Origin of the sequence: Parvimonas micra (assembly GCF_037482165.1) — a bacterium.
Classification (GTDB): Bacteria; Bacillota; Clostridia; order Tissierellales; family Peptoniphilaceae; genus Parvimonas.
This window is the reverse complement of sequence record NZ_CP148048.1, coordinates 1029120-1052285: the sequence shown is the minus strand read 5'-3', so window position 1 is coordinate 1052285 and position 23166 is coordinate 1029120. Positions and strand designations below refer to the sequence as shown.

Annotated in this window: 17 protein-coding genes, 1 tRNA gene and 3 rRNA genes; all 21 read left to right on the top strand. The window is 29.8% G+C overall.

The window, feature by feature from the left end; all coding sequences use genetic code 11:
- Positions 1 to 136: 136 nt before the first annotated feature.
- The 21 genes from WFJ11_RS05105 to rrf all read left to right on the top strand — a co-directional run bounded on the left by WFJ11_RS05105 (position 137) and on the right by rrf (position 23054).
- A complete protein-coding gene (locus WFJ11_RS05105) occupies positions 137 to 1825 on the top strand; it encodes an ABC transporter ATP-binding protein (RefSeq protein WP_338817032.1) in 1689 nt (562 codons plus the stop codon).
- A gap of 271 nt (positions 1826 to 2096) precedes the next feature.
- Positions 2097 to 3509 carry an ATP-binding cassette domain-containing protein gene (locus WFJ11_RS05100; RefSeq protein ID WP_338817031.1) on the top strand — a complete coding sequence of 471 codons (1413 nt, stop codon included), beginning with the start codon at positions 2097 to 2099 and terminating at the stop codon, positions 3507 to 3509.
- A gap of 37 nt (positions 3510 to 3546) precedes the next feature.
- Positions 3547 to 3714: a hypothetical protein gene (locus WFJ11_RS05095; RefSeq protein WP_281703529.1), complete on the top strand. Its 168-nt coding sequence runs from the start codon at positions 3547 to 3549 to the stop codon at positions 3712 to 3714.
- 77 nt (positions 3715 to 3791) lie between these two features.
- A complete protein-coding gene (locus WFJ11_RS05090) occupies positions 3792 to 5054 on the top strand; it encodes a radical SAM/SPASM domain-containing protein (RefSeq protein ID WP_281703530.1) in 1263 nt (420 codons plus the stop codon).
- Positions 5047 to 6030: a hypothetical protein gene (locus WFJ11_RS05085; RefSeq protein ID WP_338817030.1), complete on the top strand. Its 984-nt coding sequence runs from the start codon at positions 5047 to 5049 to the stop codon at positions 6028 to 6030. Before WFJ11_RS05090 ends, WFJ11_RS05085 begins: the two co-directional genes overlap by 8 nt.
- A 38-nt stretch (positions 6031 to 6068) precedes the next feature.
- The gene (locus WFJ11_RS05080) at positions 6069 to 6761 is read left to right on the top strand and encodes a PD-(D/E)XK nuclease family protein (protein WP_338817029.1); all 693 of its coding nucleotides are present in this window, start codon (positions 6069 to 6071) and stop codon (positions 6759 to 6761) included.
- A gap of 827 nt (positions 6762 to 7588) precedes the next feature.
- Positions 7589 to 7915 carry a hypothetical protein gene (locus WFJ11_RS05075; protein ID WP_041953679.1) on the top strand — a complete coding sequence of 109 codons (327 nt, stop codon included), beginning with the start codon at positions 7589 to 7591 and terminating at the stop codon, positions 7913 to 7915.
- Positions 7905 to 8945, top strand: coding sequence for a V-type ATPase subunit (locus tag WFJ11_RS05070; RefSeq protein ID WP_041953680.1), 1041 nt, complete (start codon positions 7905 to 7907; stop codon positions 8943 to 8945). Before WFJ11_RS05075 ends, WFJ11_RS05070 begins: the two co-directional genes overlap by 11 nt.
- Positions 8946 to 8965: 20 nt before the next feature.
- Entirely contained in the window at positions 8966 to 10948 is a 1983-nt protein-coding gene (locus WFJ11_RS05065) for a V-type ATP synthase subunit I (RefSeq protein WP_338817027.1), read from the top strand.
- Positions 10949 to 10958: 10 nt separating this feature from the next.
- Entirely contained in the window at positions 10959 to 11381 is a 423-nt protein-coding gene (locus WFJ11_RS05060; RefSeq protein ID WP_338817026.1) for an ATP synthase subunit C, read from the top strand.
- 9 nt (positions 11382 to 11390) lie between these two features.
- Complete coding sequence (locus tag WFJ11_RS05055) at positions 11391 to 11699, top strand: V-type ATP synthase subunit F (protein WP_009448490.1); 309 nt, start codon at positions 11391 to 11393, stop codon at positions 11697 to 11699.
- Positions 11700 to 11710: 11 nt separating this feature from the next.
- The gene (locus tag WFJ11_RS05050; RefSeq protein ID WP_338817025.1) at positions 11711 to 12313 is read left to right on the top strand and encodes a V-type ATP synthase subunit E; all 603 of its coding nucleotides are present in this window, start codon (positions 11711 to 11713) and stop codon (positions 12311 to 12313) included.
- A 27-nt stretch (positions 12314 to 12340) separates the two neighbouring features.
- Entirely contained in the window at positions 12341 to 14116 is a 1776-nt protein-coding gene (locus WFJ11_RS05045; RefSeq protein ID WP_338817024.1) for a V-type ATP synthase subunit A, read from the top strand.
- A gap of 9 nt (positions 14117 to 14125) precedes the next feature.
- Positions 14126 to 15496, top strand: coding sequence for a V-type ATP synthase subunit B (locus WFJ11_RS05040; RefSeq protein WP_039868599.1), 1371 nt, complete (start codon positions 14126 to 14128; stop codon positions 15494 to 15496).
- Position 15497: 1 nt separating this feature from the next.
- The gene (locus tag WFJ11_RS05035) at positions 15498 to 16115 is read left to right on the top strand and encodes a V-type ATP synthase subunit D (RefSeq protein WP_338817023.1); all 618 of its coding nucleotides are present in this window, start codon (positions 15498 to 15500) and stop codon (positions 16113 to 16115) included.
- An 89-nt stretch (positions 16116 to 16204) separates the two neighbouring features.
- A complete protein-coding gene (locus WFJ11_RS05030; protein ID WP_338817022.1) occupies positions 16205 to 17005 on the top strand; it encodes an NAD(+)/NADH kinase in 801 nt (266 codons plus the stop codon).
- A 243-nt stretch (positions 17006 to 17248) separates the two neighbouring features.
- Entirely contained in the window at positions 17249 to 17713 is a 465-nt protein-coding gene (locus WFJ11_RS05025) for a pyridoxamine 5'-phosphate oxidase family protein (protein WP_338817021.1), read from the top strand.
- Between the two features lie 305 nt (positions 17714 to 18018).
- Positions 18019 to 19544: ribosomal RNA gene (locus tag WFJ11_RS05020) — 16S ribosomal RNA — on the top strand.
- Between the two features lie 307 nt (positions 19545 to 19851).
- A tRNA-Ala gene (locus WFJ11_RS05015) sits at positions 19852 to 19927 on the top strand.
- A gap of 33 nt (positions 19928 to 19960) precedes the next feature.
- Positions 19961 to 22861, top strand: a 23S ribosomal RNA gene (locus WFJ11_RS05010).
- Between the two features lie 77 nt (positions 22862 to 22938).
- Positions 22939 to 23054: ribosomal RNA gene (gene rrf, locus WFJ11_RS05005) — 5S ribosomal RNA — on the top strand.
- The 16S, 23S and 5S rRNA genes sit together here with 1 tRNA gene alongside, the layout of an rRNA operon.
- Positions 23055 to 23166 lie beyond the last annotated feature (112 nt).

Genomic DNA, 23166 nt, shown 5'->3' with positions numbered 1-23166 from the left:
TGAGATAAAATATAATTGCATATTAGAAATATGTAAAATTAGTTTAATTTCAGGAAAATATATTATATAGTTGAGAAAATAATTATAATATTTTACTTAAATATAATTATATGGAAATAGGGAGTTGGGAGAATTAATGAAGTCATTCATTCAAGTTTTTAAGAATTGTATCAATAAAAAAATAATTGTTATATTTGCTTCTTTGATTGTATCACTAGACAGATTAATTTTAATTTCAATGTTTCCATTAATTATAACAATAAAGAGAAAAGAAGATATAATCGTTTTATTATATATTTTATTGTTTTTTATTGTCGGAGAATTTTTTAATATTTTTGTAAATTACAGTTTGGAAAAGGATGGAGAAAAACATAAAAAAGTACTGAAATTAAATTTGTTAAAATCTTTTGAAAATATTGAGCTTAAAGAATTTGAAAGTGTAGATTTTAAGAATAAAATATTTGTAGTAAATAATTATATTGAAAATTATATAAAAATTTCTAAAGATTGCTATAAAACTCTTATAAATTTGTTTTTAGCTCTTTTTGTGTTGCTCATTATTTTTTATATTAATGTATATATGTTTATAATTTATTTATTCGTAATTGCTTTTGTTTTGTATTTAAAGAATAATCAACTAAAAGCGTCTAAAGATATTTGGATTAAATATATGGAAAATTGTAAGGAACACAATATAATAAATAATATATTGATAGATAAAAAACATTCTAATGAAAGAAAAATATTTAATGTTTTTAATTTTTACAATAAGATATTTTTACATAAGTATGACGATGCCATTGATGAAAATTTAAAGGATGCTAGAAATCGTCTGAAATTTGATTTTTTATATGAAGTTTCAAATTATTTTCTTGTATTATTTATGCTGATTGCAAGTTTATATTTATATAATTTGGGAAGCATTAATATTTCCTATTTTTACTTGTTAAATAGTGGATTAATTGTAATAACTGAAATAATTGGTACTGAATTAAATAAAATATCAGATTATTTTAATTTTACAAATGGTATTAATTTATATCACGAATTTATTACAAAGAAAAAATTAGTAAAAAAAGATGTAAAATTAAGTAATTATAATATAGAATTTGATAGAGTTTTCTTTAGATATCCTAATTCAGATGGATATATAATTAAGAATTTTTCATTTACCTTTGAGTTTGGAAAGAATTATTCAATTTTAGGTAGAAATGGTTCAGGAAAAAGTACTTTAATTAAGTTGCTATTAGGATTGTATAGAGTCGAAAAGGGAAATATAAGAATAGATGGTGTTGATATAAATGATATATCATTTGAACAGAAGTCAAAAATATTTTCTGTACTTTTTCAACATCCTAAAAAGTATCCATTTACTATTTTTGAAAATATAAATTTAGAAGAATCTCAAAAAGGAGATTTAGACATAGATAAGAGCATTGTTGAATTTGTTGAAAATTTTAATGATGGAATAGATTCATACACCAGTATTAATTATAAGAATAATGTTAATCTTTCAGGTGGTCAGTGGAAAAATATATTTTTTAATAGAGTTTTTTTGAGAAAATCAAAAGTTTTTATTTTTGATGAACCTACTTCTAATTTAGATCCTTTTTTAGAATTAGAATATTATAAAAATATACAAGATAAAATTTCTGGTAGCTTAAATATATTTATTTCTCATAGACTTGGAATTGTTAAATATACTGATATAATTTTATTGATTGAAGACGGAAACTTGATTGAATCAGGGACACATGATGAATTAATTTCTTATGGAGGAAAGTATTTTGAAATGTATGAAATTCAAAAATCAATTTTTGACTAATATAAAAATGATATCTAGGTGTATTAATCTATTTTATAGTACATATAAGAAAGAGTTATTTATTATGATATCGGTTACAATAATAACCGCTTTGACTTATATGTTTGGGATGATTTATACTAGAGAATTCTTTAAAAGAATAGTTATTTTTAAAAACGATAATTTTAATATTTTTTTTAAGAATGTTTTGTTTTCGTTTCTTCCATATGTTACATATTTATTTATAATATCCTTAAAGAAAATTTATTTTGATAGATATTATATACAGTATATGCTAATTCCAAATTTTGAAAAAATTTTAAAAACAAAAATTCAAAAGAAGTGTTCTGAAATCGAAATTATAGACTATGAGAAAAATAATATAAATGAAAAAATTCATGAAGCAACAGTTTGTAGTACAAATATATTTAGACTTGTAGAGACTGTTATTTCATACTTTGGTTTAATTTTGAATATTGTATTAATTTCAAATTTTATTATTTTTATTAATATAAAATATCTATTTTTTTTGATACTAATATTATTTCCTTTAATTTTAGAAAACTATTTTAAAGGAAGATATATTACTAAATATCGTTTAGACCTGAACTTATATGAAAGAAGAGAAAAAGAAATTGAGAATTGTATTTTAGAAGATTCAACTTATGCAGAATTTAAAATATATAATACTTTAGATTTTGTTTTAAAAAAATTAAATAAGGTATTTGATGAACACAATAAGAAGTTTTCTATTTTGAATAAGAAGATATATCTCATAGAATTAATTTCAAAATTATTAGTATATTTAGGAAAAATATCAATATATATATTGGCTACATTCGATTATATAAATACTAATAATATCGGCAATTTAATTATAGTTATAGTCGGTGTAAATATAATTTCAAAATTTATTGAAGAAATTTTTTCGCTACAAGGATATATTATGATGTTCTCTAAATTATCTGTACCATACTTTGAATTTATGAGCTTAGAATTTGACAAAGAAAGCTTGTATAATGATGATTCTATGGAATTATCTAATTTGAATTTTAAATATCCAAATGCTAAAAATTATTGTTTAAAGAATATAAATTTGAAGATAAATAAAGGAGAGATTATTGCTATAGTTGGTAAAAATGGTTCTGGAAAAAGCACTTTAGCAAAGATTTTACTTGGATTATATAAGTCTAATGAGTCTGGAGGTACTAGATTAATTTCAAAAAATTCAGTTGTTTTTCAAGATTTTTGCAAATATCCTTTAGATGTTAGAAATAATATCGAGTTAGGCAGTGAATCTAGTGCGGATTCTTTTGCTATTATGAAATCAATGGGATTTAAAAATGAATACTACAAAAAACTATTAGGAAAAGAAATTGGCGGACTAGAACTGTCAGGAGGGCAGTGGCAAAAACTTGCTATATGTAGAGGAATTTACAAAGATAGTGATTTTTTAGTTTTAGATGAGCCAACAGCAGAAATAGACCCTATTTTTGAAAAAGATATTTACGATATTTTTAAAAAAATTTTGTCTGACAAAACAGGTGTAATTATAACTCATAGATTAGGTAGTATAAAATTTTCAGATAAGATTTTAATATTAGATGACGGAGAAATTTTAGCTTATGATACTCATAACAATTTATTAAAAAATTGTGATTATTATAGAAAAATGTGGGATGCACAAAAACAAAATTATTTATAATCAACACCTTATATATTCAAAAGGAGGTTTTTTATATATGAAAAATAAAAGAAAATTTAAAATTTTGAAGAAATCAAAATTAAATCAAAAAAAAGAAGTAGAGATGTCAGTGGTAAATATTCATAAAACTAAGTATATTTCTCCACTAGATGCTTGTACATGTACAGGGAATTGTAATGGAGGAGTTGCACCAAGTTGGAATTAGTGACAAGTTTTAATTAAATAAGTATATCGAGTAAAAATTATAAGGTGTTGATTATTTAGTATTATTGAGGAGGTCTTATGTTTAAGGAAAGTAAATATAATATTATTACTAAAATTAATGGGGAAGATGTTATGTATAATTCTATATCAAAATCTTTTTTAAGGGTATTTGATGGTTTTAATATTGATGATATTATAAAAAGTATTAACAAAAATAGTAACGTTAGTGAAGAAATTAAACTATTGATAGATAATGGCTTTATAGTTGATGAAAATTCTATTGAAGTTGATAATTTAGAGTTTTTATTTAATAGAAATTTTTTTAATAACTCTCAACTAAATATTATCCTTATGCCAACATTAAAATGTAATTTTGATTGTCCTTACTGTTTTGAAAAATCTTATAGGAATATGAAAAGTAATAAAAATTATTTTGATATACTAGGATTATATTCTAAAAAATACTTTAAGTATTATAAGCATGTAGAGATTAGTTTATTTGGTGGAGAGCCATTGCTTTTATCTGATAAAATATGGAACTATTTTAATAAAGTTCAAGAACTATCTGAGAATAATAATTTTACATATTCTTCATCAATAACTACTAATGGTTCATTAATTACAAATGAGATAATAAACAATCTAATAAAATACAAGTGTAAGTCGTTACAAATTACATTGGATGGTTCTAAGAGAACTCACAATTTAACAAGATGTTATAGAGGGGGAGAACCTACTTTTGATAAATTAATAGATATAATAAATAATGTCGTTGGAGTAAAAATTTTAGAATCTAATCTAAATTTTATATTAAGGGTAAATCTTAATAATAATTTTATTGATGAAATAGTAGATACTTTAGATTTGATAGAAAAACGAATAAGAAATAAAGTTTCACTTGTGCTACGTCCTATTTATAATACAAACTCCTATAATTGTTATAATAATAATAAATTTGAAGAAATAAATAAGTATTATAAGATTGCAAAAGAAATGGGATTTAAAGTTATGAAAAACAGATATTATTATAGATCATGTGAAGCGTGTGGAGATGAAAACTTTTTTTATATAGCACCTGATTTAAGTCTCTGGAAATGTGTAAATAATTTTGACATTAAAGAAGCTAATATAGGATTTATAGATAATCTTGGAGATATAAATATTAATGCTGAAAGACTACTTAAATGGTATAAGGCATCCGACTGTTTTAGAGATAATAAGTGTTTAAAATGTAAAAAATTACCAGATTGTTTAGGAGGCTGTATTTTGTTCAATGTGAAAAATGGAATAAGAAAATGTTCTCCTTTTGAACTAGTTTCATTACCTTACTATTATGATTGATATAGAATATTTATACTATAATAAAAAATATGATGCTTTATTTAATATTTATAAAAAATATAAAGATGATATGACATTTACTGATAAACATTGTTTATTTTTAGGGTTAAGCTTGTTTGAATTAGGATTATATAAAGAGGCATCATGTTTGTTGTTACAAAGAAAAAAAAAGAATTCGTTTTGTTATGAAAATTATATTGCAGATATGTATTTAGGGTTGTATTATTATTCTATTGGAAATTATGATTTATCAAAAAAGTATTTTTATATATCGAAAGATGTAATTTCTCAATCCTCAGATTGGTGTAGTTTTTTGTTTCCAAAAAATAAATTGAAAATTATAGGAAAATCATTTCATTTTTATTTTGAAAAAGACTTCACAAAAAATGATATAGATTTTTTTATACTAAAATATGAAAAAGCATTTGATAGAATAAATTCTTTTTTTAAAATTAGATTGAAAAAAAAAATAGATGTATTTGTCTACTATGGGTATAAAGATGAATTTGATAATAATTTAAGCTATTCAAATTCTTTTTTGAATACAATAAATGTTAATCATATAGATGAGAATGGGCATGAAATTACACATATATTAAGCAGAAATTTACCAGAATTTGATTATCGTAAATTATTTTTTTTCGTTGATGAAGGGATAGCAGAATGTTTTAATGAGAAAATATATAGCTATAAAAATATTAATTATTATAAATTAGATACTGTCTTTTCTATGTGGGAGTATTATAAGGATTATGATATAAACTTTGTTAGATTAATTGCTAAAATTTTTATTACAAATTTATTTAATGTTGGGAATAGAGAACAATTTTTTAAAATTATAAAAAATCAATCTTTTGAGAATTTTAAAGAAGTATATGGAAATGTACTCAATGAGATTGACGATTTAATTATTTATAATTCAAATAGCATGAGATTAATAGATTTATATAAAAATCTTACATTGAAGAGTTTTTAGAATTAATATTTAATAAAGAATATGTTTATAAAAATGTTTTGAACAAGCCTTCAAGTATTACAGTTTCTGAAATTAAAAAGATGATTCAGGAAGAAGATGAGGAAAAACATCAAAAATATTATAAAGAAAATTTTGTTTTAAAAACTCCGTCATTTATTCATCAAGGAGAGGAAAAAGTTGGATTTAATTCTGCAGAAAAAGGAACAATTTTCCATTTGGCTATGCAACTTTTAGACTTTTCAAAATTTGATACAGAAGATGTTTCAAAAATAAGAGAAGAAATAAAATTGCAAATAAATTCATTCGTTGAAAAAAATATTATGAGCTTGGACGAAATAGAGACAATAAATATTAATTGGATTGTAAAATTTATTCAGTCAGATATTTTTAAGGAAATTTATATTGCAAATAAATCTGAAAAATTATTTAAAGAAAAAGCCATTGACTATAATATAAAATTGAAAAATCTATTTAAAGATGAAAATATTGAAGAAGACGAAAAAATTATGGTAGTTGGAATAATTGACCTTTTCTTTGAAAATGAAAACGGGGAAATAATTTTGTTGGATTATAAGACGGATTATGTAACAAAAGAAAATCTTGAAGAAGTAAAGGCAAGATACAAAGTACAATTGGATTTATATAAATCTGCAATTGAAGATATTTCCGGTAAAAAAGTTGCCAAAAAGGGATTATATTTATTTGGAATAAATGAATTTGTTGAAATTTAGGAAAAATCAAAGTCAAAACTTGACTTTGATTTTTTAAATTAAAACAATAGTTGTATATTAGTGATATTGAAATTGAAAAATTAATATTTTTTTACTGAAAAAATCTGATTTTGGTTCTTGATTTTATAAAAACTAGGGTGTATAATATATATGTTTTAAGAGATAACGAAAATAATTCTTTAAAAATATATTGTAATTTTAGTAATGAACTTTAGTTTGAGGCACGATAAAAATACTGGATATAAAATTTGGCATTTAGTATGAAAAATGATAATACTATGCGAATTTAAGATGAATAGTAAAGAAATAGGATAAACTAAAGAAAAATGTAATTGTAAAAGTTGTAATAATCAAAGAAAATGGACACTTTTTAGGAATAGAAGGTGATTTACATTATTTTTATCCATCTTTTTCTAATATCAATAAAGCAATTTTTAGTGTGTCCGGTTTGTGAATGTGGAATTACGGTAGATAAAAATAATAGTGATGAAATAATATTGTTAGTATAATTATTTGACATTGTTTGTCGAGTGATAAAATATTTTTTAAAATAGGGTAAATAATAACTGATTGAACAATTAAAATTTTTATATTTAAAATTGTTGGTTAAGGCGAGATTAAGTTTGTTTTATATGAACTTATTGTAAATTAAATTTAAATATTATATTAGAGAATAAAATTTCAAAATTGTTTACAATAATTGAGCTTATCATTCCGTGAACAATTTTCTAATTTTTTATCGCAAAATTGGAAGTGCATTTTTACGGATGCGCTTTTGTTTTGGAGAAATTTTTTAAAAATTTAATATTTTTAGAAAGGAGGCATTTATGGAAAGTTTTATAAAAAATATATTTGATATTGATAAAGGTGCAGAGGATTATCAACAAAGATTAGAAGTTGAGAAACAAAAGCTACTTAAAGATAGAAAAGATAAGATGAAAGTTATAGATGACGAGTATAACAAAGTTTTGGAAGAAGAACAAGAAAATCTTAAATTACATCTATCTTCAATAGAAAATGAGGATAAAAATAAGCTTGTTGAATATAATGAAAAATCTGAAGCAATAAAGAATGTTTTTGAAGATAAAAAAGAAATCTTAATTAAAAATTTTGCTGATTCTCTTTTAGAAAGCGGTGAGTTTTATGGGGAATAATTTTCATTCAATTAATGCAAAAATTGGAGTTTTAAGAAAAGGAATTTTGAAACAGTCCGATTATGATAAAATTTTATCTTTTGAACAAAGGCATGAGATTGTGGATTATTTAAAGAATAATATATTATATAAATATGAAATTCCTATGTATGAAGAAAAATCTATGAGAAATAGATATGATACAGAATTTATGATTAATAAGATTGAGGCAGAATTGCTTGAAAAATTAAAGTTTTTCCTTTTTGGTGATGATAAAAAGATTATAGAAGCTATGCTTATGAAGTATGAATTTAAAGATATAAAAATAATTCTTAGAAGTATTGTTGAAAATGAAAAGATAGACTTGGAAAGAGATACAATAATGTATAAGAAAAATAAGCATATTGATTATTCTAAACTTGTAAATTGTGAAAATTTTAATCAGGCTCTAGATGTATTGAAAGGTACAATTTACAAAAAGGCAATTGCTTCTCTAACTGATGAAGATATATTTAGATTGCATTTTCATGTTGAAATGAAATTGGACAGTTTATATTTTTTAACTATGAAAAATGCTATAGATAAATTATCAAAATCAAGTCAAGCAATTTTTAATGATTATTTTTCTACTTTAATAGATACAATAAATCTTCAATGGATAATCAGAGCAAAAAAATATTATGATTTACCGAATGAAGAAATTTATAGCTATAGTTTACGATATGGCAAATATATTAAAGGAGATTTTTTAAAGGACTTGATATATAGTGATAGTGTTGAGGCTATTGTTGAGAAGATAAAGAAAACTAAATTAAGACATACTCTTGAAGATGCAAATGGAAATACTATTGTTTCGAATAGAAATATTAAAGAATATGTTTATCTTAGCCATTTAAAGAAACTTAAAGACTATGATAATTCGATTTCAACTTTACTTAAGTTTATTATTCAGCTGAATATTCAAAATGAAAATTTAATTAGAATAGCAGAAGCAAATAAGTATAAACTAAGTAAAAGTGAAGTAAAAGAATATTTAATAAATATTCATTGATTTAGTTAGGGGGTGCTAAATTGGCTGTTGAAAAAATGAAAATGATGAATCTCGTTGCTTTAAAACAGGATACACACAGTATTCTTAGAGAAATTGTTTTGAATGGCTCGATTCATATTACAAATGCAGGAAATTCAGAAAATTTCACAATGAAGTATATGGATTCTCAAATAGGAATTTTTAATGATATGGGTGTTGCTGTTGATAAAATAAGACCATATCATAGAGAAAAAGTTTTTAAAAAGAGAAAATATAAAGAACTTTTAGATCAGATGTTTGATTTCTTTAATATTAAAGAAGATGATGTTACTTTAAATGATTTAAAGAATTTAAATTATAGTGAAAAACTTAAATTATTAGATGATATATCTTTGAAATCTTCTTCAATAAAGACTAGGGAAGATGAGAATAGAAAAAAGAGAGCAGAAATTAAAATATTATTAAATGCCGTTGAATATTTTTCTGATAGTGATATGAAAATATCTGAGTTTTACAATTTAAAACATATTAATTTTGATATGGGAGAAATTTCAAAAAATTCTTGGATAAAATTAAAGGCAAATTATGAAAATATTAAGGGAATAGTTGTGCATTTAGGAACTAGTAGCTATGGGGAAACTGTTATAATCTTTACTCCTTCCGTTTATGCAAAAGATACAAAATATTTTATTCGTTCTTTGTCCTTTGATAGAATTGAACTTCCTAATGTAGATATTTCTTTTAAGGATTTTATAAAGAATAAAAATGCTGAATTGGAAAGTTTAGAAAGAGAACAAGATGAAATTTTAAAGGAAAAAGCTGAATTTAAGGATAAATATTTGCAAGATATTTTAGGTTTCTATTACAGATATAAAATTATTGAAAAGATTGAGGAACTTGAAGGACATATTGCGGAGAGTAAAAATTTTATTTTATTAAGTGCTTTTGTTCCTGAATCTAAAGTTGAAAGTATAAAGAATTCAGTAGAAAAAGTTTCTGAAAGTGCTTTGATATATTTTGAAGATGATAATGAAATTCCTTCAAAATTTAAGATACCAACAAAGTTAAAAAATAATTTTATTTTAAGACCTTTTGAAGCATTGGTAAAGATGTATTCAATTCCAGATTATAAGGAAACGGATCCGACACCATTTTTTGCAATAACATATTTACTTTTATTCGGAATGATGTTTGGAGATGTAGGACAGGGTTTAATTTTTGTAATAGCAGGAATGTTATTATCTAAAAAATTTGGTGTTATTGCTAAAATTATTCAAAGAATTGGACTTTCATCAATGTTTTTCGGATTTGTATATGGAAGTGTTTTTGGAATTGAAGAGTTAATTCCTGCATTGGTTATAAGGCCGATGAATGATATTAACACAATACTTGTCGCAACAATTGGACTTGGTATTTTAATGATATTAATTGCATATATTATCAACTTTAGAAACTTAAAGATGAGAAAAGAATTTGGAAAATTATTTTTTGATAAAAATGGATTATCAGGATTTTTATTCTATATCTCATTTATAGTAATTGTTTTAAATACTGTTTTGTTAAAAAATTATGTAAGTGTAAATGTATCTTCAATGATTACAATAGTAAGTGTTGTAGTTTTGGTTGTAACTTCAACATTGATGTTTATGAAGCCAAAACTGGTTCCGATAATTAGTAAGACAGAAGAAAAGGAAGAATTTTCTACTGTTGAAAGTGGTTTTGAAATGTTTGAAACTGTTATGGGATTCTTTTCAAATACTCTTTCTTTTATTAGAGTTGGAGCTTTTGCGATTAACCATGTCGGACTTTTTATGGCATTTCACGCTTTAGGACAAATGCTGGGTTCAAGTATTGGAAATATATTTATGATTGTTTTAGGAAATATATTTATTGTTTGTCTTGAAGGACTAATAGTTTTCATTCAAGCAATAAGATTGGAATATTATGAATTATTCAGTAAATATTTTAATGGCGAAGGAATAAATTATGAACCATTAAAAGTAGAATTAAAAGAAGAAATTTAGGAGGGAAAATATGAAAGTCACTTTATTATTAATAACATTAGGAATAGGAACAACTATTTTAACAGGTATATCTTATTTAAGAAAAGGAAAGAAAACAACAAAATCAGGATTAAAAAAGGCAATAGCGATTAATGTCGTTTCAATTTTAGCTTTATTTTTAATGGGACTTATTCCAGATATTGCATTTGCAGCTGAAACCACACAAAAAACAGCAAGTTCAGCGAGTGGAATGGGATATTTAGCAGCTGCTTTATCAACTGGTCTTGCAGCAATTGGTACTGGAATAGGTGTTGGTCAAGCAGGTTCAGCAGCAATTGGTGCAGTTTCAGAAGATTCTTCAATTTTAGGTAAAACACTTATTATTCTTGGACTTGCAGAAGGTATTGCTATTTACGGACTTATAATTTCAATTATGATTTTACAAAGAGTTTAGGAGAATTCTATGATAAGTTATCTTATATCTGATAATACAGATACACTTGTAGGAATGAGATTAGCCGGTATAACAGGAGTTGTTTTAAAGACTAGGGAAGAGGCTTTGGAAGAATTTAATGATTGTCTAAATAATAAGGAAATTGGAATTTTAATTTTAACTGAAAATATTTTTAACCTTATTAGTGAAGAAGTTATGGCAGTTAAGTTAAAAAATATTTTTCCACTTATAGTTGAGATACCGGATAGAACAGGTTTGAAAAGAGATCCAAATTTCATTACAAACTATATAAATGAATCAATAGGAATTAATATTTAAGGAGAAATCTTATGATAACAATTGAAGATAAGATAGAGTCATTTAAAAGAATACTAAATGAAGAAATTGATGAAAAGTATGACGAAGAATTGAAAAAAATTGCTTCTGAAACTGAAAGATTAATTACAGAATATAAAGCTAAAAAATATGAAGAAATAGAAAAATTAAAGAGAGACTATAGAACAAAACTTGAAAATAAATCAGATAAAATTCGTTCAAAAACTTTAAAAGAAGGTCAAGATATTATTTTAAATACGAATAAAGAAATATATGATGAATTTTTTAAAGCTCTTAAAGAAGAATTGAATAATTCTTATATGACTGAAAAAGGTGAAGAATATTTAAAAAATACATTAAAAAATGTGAAGTCAGAAATAAATTCTAATGATGTTGTTTATGTTTATGAAAAAAGTTTTGGAAGAGATAAGGAAATAATAAAAAATGTCTTAGGAGATATTAAGGTTGAAAAAAGTCTTGATATAAAAGTTGGTGGTTTTGAAATAGAAAATGCGGAAAGAACTTATAGATTAAATTATTCACTTGATTTTCTATTGACTACAAAATACCAAAAGATTTTAGCTAAGTTGAAAAAAGAATTAGGAATAAACAATTAATTAATAATTGTAATGAGGAGAAAGGTAATGTGTAATATACCTAAAATAATTGATATAAATGGTCCTGTTGTTAAAGCAGACAGTATGGGAATTTACAAAGTTAGAGATATGGTTTTGGTTGGAGATAAAAAGTTAATTGGAGAAATCATATCTATTGACGAAGATGTAGCGACTATACAAGTTTACGAAGAAACACAAGGACTAAAAGTTGGAGAAACTATAGAAAGTACAAATGTTCCACTATCAGTAACATTAGGTCCCGGAATTATAGGAAATATATTTGATGGGATTCAAAGACCGCTTGAAAAAATATATTCAATGACAGGAGAATTTATTGCAGAGGGAATAGGACTTGTTTCCATTGATAAAGAAAAACAATGGGATGTTGAAATGCTTGTTAAAGTTGGTGATAAATTATCTGCAGGAGAAATTTTTGCAACAACTCAAGAAACAAGTTTTATAGAACATAAAATTTTAGTTCCACCAACTGTTAGTGGTGAAGTAATTGAAGCTTTGCCATCAGGAAAATATAATTTAGAAACTGATTTAGTAACAATAAAAGATGAAGATGGAAAAATTCATAAATTAAAAATGTATCATCAATGGCCTGTAAGAATTCCACGTCCAATAGATGTGAGAATGCCAATTTCAAGACCTTTAGTAACAGGGCAAAGAGTACTTGATGTTTTCTTTCCAATAGCAAAGGGAGGAACTTCAGCACTTCCGGGTGGATTCGGTACAGGAAAAACTATGACTCAACATCAACTTGCAAAATGGTCTGATGCTGATATTATAGTTTATATCGGCTGTGGAGAACGTGGTAATGAAATGACAGATGTTCTTGAAGAATTTCCAAAGTTAATTGACCCAAGAACTTCAAAACCGCTTATGGAAAGAACAATTTTAATAGCAAATACTTCAAATATGCCAGTTGCTGCCCGTGAAGCTTCAATCTATACTGGAATAACTATTGCAGAGTATTATAGAGATATGGGTTACCATGTTGCAATAATGGCTGACTCAACTTCAAGATGGGCAGAAGCGTTAAGAGAAATTTCTGGAAGACTTGAAGAAATGCCTGCAGAAGAAGGATATCCAGCATATCTTCCTTCAAGAATTGCACAATTTTATGAAAGAGCAGGTTATGTTGAAACTCTTTCCAAAAGAGAGGGTTCAATTACAGTAATTGGTGCTGTTTCTCCGCCGGGTGGAGATTTTTCTGAACCGGTAACTGAAAATACTAAAAGATTTGTTTCAGCTTTTATAGGTTTGGATAAGAATTTAGCATATATAAGACACTATCCTGCTGTAAACTATCTTACAAGTTATAGTGGATATACTACATTGATTAAAGAATATTATGATGAAAATGTATCTCCTGAACTTTTGAAATTAAGAGCAAAGATGATGGAACTTCTTTCAGAGGATAATAAATTGAACCAAATTGTTCAATTAGTTGGTGAAGATGTTTTACCAAATGATCAAAGAATTGTTATAGAAATTGCAAAAGTTTTGAAAAAAGGATTTTTACAACAAAATGCAATGCATGAAACAGACAGTTATGTTCCTTTAAAAAAACAATTTGAAATGTTAAAAGTAATAGATAATTTATATATGAATTGTACTTTAGCTGTAAAACAACAAGTTGCCCTTACTCGTATAAAAAATGATGATTTATTTGAAGAAGTTATTAAGATGAAATATAATATTCCAAATGAAAACTATGATGAAGCATTTGAAAAGTTAAATGCAAAAATCAATAGCTATTATACTGCTTTGATAGACGAAAATCAGGGAGAGTAGGTGATAATTATGCAAAGACAATATTTAAAACTAGAAAAAATAGATGGACCTTTGATTGTGCTTAAAGGTGTAGATAATGTCAGCTATGATGAAATGATGGATATAGTAATAGATGGAAGTGAAAGAAGAAGAGCCAAGGTTGTTAGAATTCAAGGAGATAAGGTAATTGCTCAAGTTTTTGAAGGAACAACTGGAATTTCAACACAAAATTCTGCTGTTACTTTTACAGGAACTCCACTTGAAATTTGTCTTAGTAAAGATATTTTAGGAAGAACTTTTAATGGTGTAGGAGAACCGATTGACAATGGAGATTATATTATTTCAGAGAAAAAATATAATGTTAATGGAAGACCTATGAATCCCGTTGCTAGAGAATATCCAAGAGATTATTTGGAAACTGGAATTTCAGCTATTGATACTCTTACTACTTTAATTAGAGGACAAAAACTTCCGATATTTTCATCAAATGGTTTGACACATAATGCATTAGCGGCTCAAATAGTTAGACAATCCAAACTAAAAAATTCTGATGACAAATTTGCAATAGTATTTGCAGGAATGGGAATTAAATATGATGATTATGAGTTCTTTAAAAGTGCATTTGAAGAATCAGGAGCATCATCCAGAGTTGTTTCATATATAAATCTTGCTGATGCACCAATTGTTGAAAGAATTTCAACACCTAGAACTGCATTAACTGCTGCAGAATATCTTGCATTTGAAGAAGGAATGCATATTTTAGTAGTTATGACTGATATTACAAGTTATGCAGAGGCTTTAAGAGAAATTTCTTCTGCAAGAGAAGAAGTTCCTAGTAGAAAGGGATATCCTGGATATTTGTATTCAGATCTTTCTACTTTATACGAAAGAGCTGGAATGGTAAAGGGAAAGAAAGGTTCAATTACTTTAATTCCTATATTAACAATGCCTAATGATGATATAACACATCCAATTCCTGACCTTACAGGTTTTATTACTGAAGGACAAATAGTTTTATCAAGGGAATTATTCCAAAAGAATATTTATCCACCTGTAAATATTTTGCCTTCATTGTCAAGACTTATGAAAGATGGTATTGGAGATGGATATACAAGAGAAGATCATGATCAAGTACAATCTCAGTTATTTGCTCTTTATTCAAAGGTTATAGAAGTTCGTTCGCTATCACAAATAATTGGGGAAGATGATTTAACAGAAATAGATAAAATTTATATGGAATTCGGTAGGGAGTTTGAACAAAACTTTTTAAACCAAAACTTTGATGAATCCAGAACTATTGAAGAATCACTTGATATTGCTTGGGATTTATTCAAACTATTCCCTAAAATTGAACTAGACAGATTGGAAAGTAAATATATAGAAAAATATGGAAGGTGGTAATATGATTCAAAATATTGCTCCTACAAAATCAAATCTATTAAAAATAAAACAGGATTTAAAATTATCTAAAGTAGGTTACAATCTAATAGATAAAAAAAGAACCGTTCTTATAAAAGAGATGATGCAACAAATTGAAAAGGCAAAAGAAATTCAAGAAGATGTAAAAGTACTATTTGAAAAGGCATATTCAACATTAGAAGAAGCAAATATAACTATGGGAGTTATGAATGTGCAAGACATTTCCTTATCAATAGATAAGTCAGAAAATTTTGAAATTTCTTATAAATCCATTATGGGACTTGATGTTCCAAGTGTAAAATATGAGCATGGAACTTTAAGACCTCATTATGGAATGTATATGACAAGCCCTTCAATTGATGAGGCTATAAAAATGTTTCAAAAAATCAAAAGACTTGTATATAGACTTGCGGAGACTGAAAATACAGTTTATAAATTGTCTATAGAAATAAAAAAGAATCAAAAAAGGGCAAATGCTTTAGATAAAATTCAAATTCCAAATCTTGAAGAAACTGAAAAATATATATCAGAGGTTCTCGAAGAAAAAGAAAGAGAAGATTTTTATAGATTAAAAAAGATTAAGAAAAAGAAAAATGTATAGTATTAAAGGAGCAAAAGCTCCTTTTTTCTTGCTTATATACGTTTAATGTGTTAAAATTAATTTAATAGATTAAAATAAAAGGTGAAATTATGAAAAGATTAATTAATATTTTCTTTAATGACAATATAAAATCCTTAGAAGCTTTTATCAAGACAAAAGAACTATTTGAAAAAAGAGGCTTTGAAATTTCTGAAACATTCAGAGAAGAGGCAGAACTTAGCATTTGTATAGGTGGAGACGGAGCTTTTATAAGAGGTGTACACAATTCTGACTTTCCTAAAGTTCCTTTTGTTGGAATAAATACAGGAACTCTTGGATTCTTTCAAGAAATTAGTTTTGATAGAATAGAAAAATTTATAGATGATTATATAGAAGAAAAATATATTATTGATAAAATTAGATTATTGGAATGTGATTTAAAAACAAATGATATTGTGTTTTCTAATAAATGTTTAAATGATTTTGTTATTAAGTCAAACAGTTCTGAAATAATCCATTTAGATGTTTATATAGACGATAATCATCTTGAAACATTTGCTGGAGATGGTTTAATAATCTCAACACCTTCAGGAAGTACTGCTTACAATATGTCTGCAGGAGGAAGTATTATGCATCCATCATTAAGAGGATTTCAATTAACACCATTAGCTCCAATATTTTCAAAAGTTTATAGGACTATTTCAAATTCATTGGTAATTCCTGATACATCTACTTTAAAAATAGTTCCGTTGGAAAATCAACACAAAAAAATTAGTTTTGTTGCTGATGGGATTGAAAAAGACTATACAGATGTATCATACTTTGAATTTAAAAAATCAAGGTTTAAATTGTATAAATTAGTATTCAATGAAAACTGGTACTGGATAAATATGAAAGATAAGTTCTTATAAGAAAATCTTATAATAGACTTTATATCTATAGAAAATTAATATAAATAAAATGTTGAAATATTCTTTAAATATGTTATAATGGAATTAGATATAAAGCTTAAATAAATAAAAATATTATATGATTATATAATAATGAGTTTATTTAGTTGCTTTTTCATATAATGTTCCGATATAAAACAGAGAAGATGAGCCATTTTAAGCTTGTCTTTTTTGTTATCTAAAAAAATTAGAAGGAGAAAATTTATGGAAATGAGAAGAAAGGATAGAGAACTAAGTATAGAAGAGGGAAAAGAATTACTAAAAAACGGAGAATATGGAATTCTTTCAACATCTGATAGCTGTAATCAACCTTATGGAATACCATTGAGTTATGCATATTGTAATGATGTTATATACATTCATTGTACAGACCAAGGTGGACATAAATTAAAAAATATAGAAGAAAATTCTAAAATTTCTTTTACAGTGGTAGATAAAGTTGAGAGATTACCAAACCAATTTTCAACAAAATATATGTCTGTAATTGTATTTGGAAAAATTTCTATAGTTGATGATGAGGAAAAAAATAGGGGTATTCAGTCAATCTTGTTTAAATATTCTCCTGATTTTGTAGAGTCAGGAATGAAATATATTGAAAAAAGTATTGAAAAAATTCATATACTAAAAATAATTATAGATAAAATTTCTACTAAAGGACGAAAAAAGTAATAATTATAATATAAAAAAAGAAAGAAAACACTAAAAATATGACAAAAAGGTATTGACTGAAAGGCGGAAGGCTGATATAATGTTAAGGCACTTAAGAAGGGACTAGATAGGAAGATACCAAAGAGTAGTTTAAAAGCATAAAAAATAATAAAAAAAGTGTTGACAAACGAAAACAATGGTGATATAATATTAAGGTCGCAACAAGAGTGACACGAACCAAGAAAAGTAAACATGATAAAAACTTTGAGAGTACAAAGAAAAACAATAATTTAGGTGTAAAAAAGTCAGCGAGAGCAGACGAACTTTTAATAGAGAGTTTGATCCTGGCTCAGGACGAACGCTGGCGGCGTGCTTAACACATGCAAGTCGAACGTGATTTTTGTGGAGAGCCCTTCGGGGACGGAAGTGAAATGAAAGTGGCGAACGGGTGAGTAACACGTGAGCAACCTACCTTACACAGGGGGATAGCCGTTGGAAACGACGATTAATACCGCATGAGACCACAAAGCCACATGGCTTAGGGGTAAAAGATTTATCGGTGTAAGATGGGCTCGCGTCTGATTAGCTAGTTGGAAGGGTAAAGGCCTACCAAGGCAACGATCAGTAGCCGGTCTGAGAGGATGAACGGCCACATTGGAACTGAGACACGGTCCAAACTCCTACGGGAGGCAGCAGTGGGGAATATTGCACAATGGGGGGAACCCTGATGCAGCGACGCCGCGTGAGCGAAGAAGGTTTTCGAATCGTAAAGCTCTGTCCTATGAGAAGATAATGACGGTATCATAGGAGGAAGCCCCGGCTAAATACGTGCCAGCAGCCGCGGTAATACGTATGGGGCGAGCGTTGTCCGGAATTATTGGGCGTAAAGGGTACGTAGGCGGCCTATTAAGTCAGGTGTGAAAGCGTGAGGCTTAACCTCATTAAGCACTTGAAACTGGAAGGCTTGAGTGAAGGAGAGGAAAGTGGAATTCCTAGTGTAGCGGTGAAATGCGTAGATATTAGGAGGAATACCGGTGGCGAAGGCGACTTTCTGGACTTTTACTGACGCTCAGGTACGAAAGCGTGGGGAGCAAACAGGATTAGATACCCTGGTAGTCCACGCCGTAAACGATGAATGCTAGGTGTTGGGAGTCAAATCTCGGTGCCGAAGTTAACACATTAAGCATTCCGCCTGGGGAGTACGGTGGCAACACTGAAACTCAAAGGAATTGACGGGGACCCGCACAAGCAGCGGAGCATGTGGTTTAATTCGAAGCAACGCGAAGAACCTTACCAAGGCTTGACATATAGTTGAGTTATTGAGAAATTGATAAGTCCCTCGGGACAACTATACAGGTGGTGCATGGTTGTCGTCAGCTCGTGTCGTGAGATGTTGGGTTAAGTCCCGCAACGAGCGCAACCCTTATCTTCAGTTACCAGCATGTAATGATGGGGACTCTGGAGAGACTGCCGATGACAAATCGGAGGAAGGTGGGGATGACGTCAAATCATCATGCCCTTTATGTCTTGGGCTACACACGTGCTACAATGGTTGGTACAACGAGAAGCTAGACAGTGATGTTAAGCAAAACTCTAAAAACCAATCTCAGTTCGGATTGTAGGCTGCAACTCGCCTACATGAAGTCGGAGTTGCTAGTAATCGCGAATCAGAATGTCGCGGTGAATGCGTTCCCGGGTCTTGTACACACCGCCCGTCACACCATGGGAGTTGGCAATACCCGAAGCCGCCGATCTAACCGCAAGGAGGAAGGCGTCGAAGGTAGGGTTAATGACTGGGGTGAAGTCGTAACAAGGTAGCCGTATCGGAAGGTGCGGCTGGATCACCTCCTTTCTAAGGAGTACAAAGAACGACAGTTCAATTAAAATTCTTAGTTTTATCACTGTTTTTTGGTTCATATTTTTTTTAAAATTTTTAATTTTAAACCAAAAGCTGTAAGGCTAACTAAAAGAAAATACCAAAATGATAGTATAAAACATTTAATAATTAGTAGTAAATATTTAATAATTAGTAGTAAATATTTAATAATTATTGAATGGGGGTGCACCCAATCTTAGAAATTTAAACAAAAATAAATTTTTGTAAATTTCAAAGCCGGGTACGCAAAACCCCCAAAAATTTGTACTGTCGTAAAATTTTTGGGGGTGTAGCTCAGTTGGGAGAGCACCTGCCTTGCAAGCAGGGGGTCAGGAGTTCGAATCTCCTCATCTCCACCAAGAAACCTGACAATTAAAGAGAAATATATTTCTGGTCAAGCGACCAAGGGCATAAGGTGAATGCCTTGGCACTGAGAGCCGAAGAAGGACGTGACAAGCTGCGAAAAGTCTCGGGGAGGAGCAAATATCCTGTGATCCGGGAATGTCCGAATGGGGAAACCCACTTGAGCAAACCTCAAGTATCTTGTTGTGAATACATAGCAATAAGAGGGAATAGTTGGTGAACTGAAACATCTAAGTAGCCAGACGAAAAGAAAGAAAAAATTCGATTTTCAAAGTAGCGGCGAGCGAAATGGAAAGAGCCCAAATTAAGTTAAGGAAGAAGAAAGATAGTTGAATGGTCTGGGAAGATCAACCGAAGAAAGTGAAAGTCTTGTAAACGAAATCAGACTTATTCTGACTTAGAAAGAGTAGCATGGGACACGAGAAATCCTGTGTGAATATGGGGGGACCACCCCCTAAGGCTAAATACTACTCAGTGACCGATAGAGAATAGTACCGTGAGGGAAAGGTGAAAAGAACCCCGGGAGGGGAGTGAAATAGAACCTGAAACCTTATGCCTACAAGCAGATAGAGTCTTAAGAGAGATGATATCGTACTTTTTGTAGAACGGGCCAGCGAGTTATGGTGTGCGGCAAGGTTAAGTAATGAAGTTACGGAGCCGTAGGGAAACCGAGTCTGAATAGGGCGAATAAGTCGTATGCCATAGACCCGAAACCAGGTGATCTATCCATGGGCAGGTTGAAGTGAAAGTAAAATTTCATGGAGGACCGAACCGGGTAGCGTTTAAAAGCTATCGGATGACTTGTGGATAGGGGTGAAAAGCCAATCGAACTTGGAGATAGCTGGTTCTCCTCGAAATAGCTTTAGGGCTAGCCTCAATTTAGTTTACAGGGGGTAGAGCACTGAATACCGTAGGGGTGTTAGACATTACCGAAAGTTATCAAACTGCGAATACCTGATAAATGATGATTGGGAGTCAGACTATGTGGGATAAGCTTCATAGTCAAAAGGGAAAGAGCCCAGACCACCAGCTAAGGTCCCTAAATATAGATTAAGTGGTAAAGGATGTTTTACTACTTAGACAACCAGGATGTTGGCTTAGAAGCAGCCATACATTTAAAGAGTGCGTAATAGCTCACTGGTCAAGTGGTAGAGCGCCGAAAATGAACGGGGCTAAAATCTAATACCGAAGCTGTGGACTAATGTAAATTAGTGGTAGAGGAGCATTGTGTAAGGGGTGAAGCTAAGTTGGAAGACGAAGTGGACTTTACAGAAGAGAGAATGCTGGCATGAGTAGCGAAAAGGAGGGTGAGAATCCCTCCCGTCGAAAGCCTAAGGATTCCTGAGGAAGGCTCGTCCTCTCAGGGTAAGTCGGGACCTAAGCCCAGGCTGAAAAGCGTAAGCGATGGACAACAGGTTGAGATTCCTGTACTATCTTTGAATGTTTGAGAGAAGTACTGACGCAGGAGGATATGTTGAGCGTGTGAATGGTAGAGCACGTCTAAGCAAGTAGGTAGAGAATAGAGGCAAATCCCTATTCTTAATATCGAGATGTGATGGGGAGCGAAAAATAAGTAGTGAAGCAACAGATTCCAAACTGCCAAGAAAAGGTACTATTGAGTGAGAAGATACCCGTACCAAAACCGACACAGGTAGGCAAGGAGAGAATCCTAAGACGCGCGGAAGAACCTTTGTTAAGGAACTCGGCAAAATGACCCCGTAACTTCGGGAGAAGGGGTACCATTAGATGTGAAGGGCATACGCCCAGAGCATAGAGTGGTCGCAGAGAATAGGCCCAAGCAACTGTTTACCAAAAACACAAGTCTCTGCTAAATCGAAAGATGAAGTATAGGGGCTGACACCTGCCCGGTGCTGGAAGGTTAAGGGGAAATGTAAGAGCAATCGAAGCATAGAACTTAAGCCCCAGTAAACGGCGGCCGTAACTATAACGGTCCTAAGGTAGCGAAATTCCTTGTCGGGTAAGTTCCGACCCGCACGAAAGGTGTAATGATTTGGGCACTGTCTCAACAAAGGATCCGGTGAAATTGTAGTAGTCGTGAAGATGCGACTTACCCACGATAGGACGGAAAGACCCCGTGGAGCTTTACTGTAGGCTGGCATTGGAATTTGGTATTAAATGTACAGGATAGGTGGGAGACTGAGAAACGAGAGCGCCAGTTTTCGTGGAGTCACTGTTGGGATACCACTCTTTTGATACTAAATTTCTAACTTGATACTCTGAAGCGAGTATAAGGACACTGTCAGTTGGGCAGTTTGACTGGGGCGGTCGCCTCCTAAAGAGTAACGGAGGCGTTCAAAGGTTCCCTCAGAATGGATGGAAATCATTCTAAGAGTGCAAAGGCAAAAGGGAGCTTAACTGCGACACCAACAAGTGGAGCAGATAGGAAACTAGGACTTAGTGATCCGGTGGTACCGAGTGGAAGGGCCATCGCTCAACGGATAAAAGCTACCCCGGGGATAACAGGCTTATCTCCCCCAAGAGTTCACATCGACGGGGAGGTTTGGCACCTCGATGTCGGCTCGTCTCATCCTGGGGCTGGAGTAGGTCCCAAGGGTTGGGCTGTTCGCCCATTAAAGAGGCACGCGAGCTGGGTTCAGAACGTCGTGAGACAGTTCGGTCCCTATCCATCGTGGGCGAAGGAAATTTGAGAGGAGCTGTCCTTAGTACGAGAGGACCGGGATGGACAGACCGCTGGTGTATCAGTTATCATGCCAATGGTAATGCTGAATAGCTAAGTCTGGAAGGGATAAGTGCTGAAGGCATCTAAGCACGAAGCCCCCCTCAAGATGAGATTTCCTGTTGCAGCAATGCAAGAGAGATTCGATACAGAAAATGTCGTAGATAGGTCAGAGGTGTAAAGGTGGCAACATCAAAGCTAACTGATACTAATAAATCGAAAGCTTGACCAGAAATATATACTCTTTAGTTGTAGGGGTTTTAAACAGAAATATATGAAAAGAAAAGAAAAAGTACAAAAGTAAACAAGTATGGCTGTGATGGCTAGGAGGATACACCTGTTCCCATCTCGAACACAGAAGTTAAGTTCCTAAACGTCGAAGGTACTAGTACATCTCGTACTGGGAGAATAGAAAACAGCCAAACAAACCACTCGAAAGAATGGTTTTTTGTTTATATAAATAATTAATTTTGTTTATTGTTGTGAAAGCTCAGAGCTTAACGGCAAAGAAAAGTAAATAAACAAGTATGGCTGTGA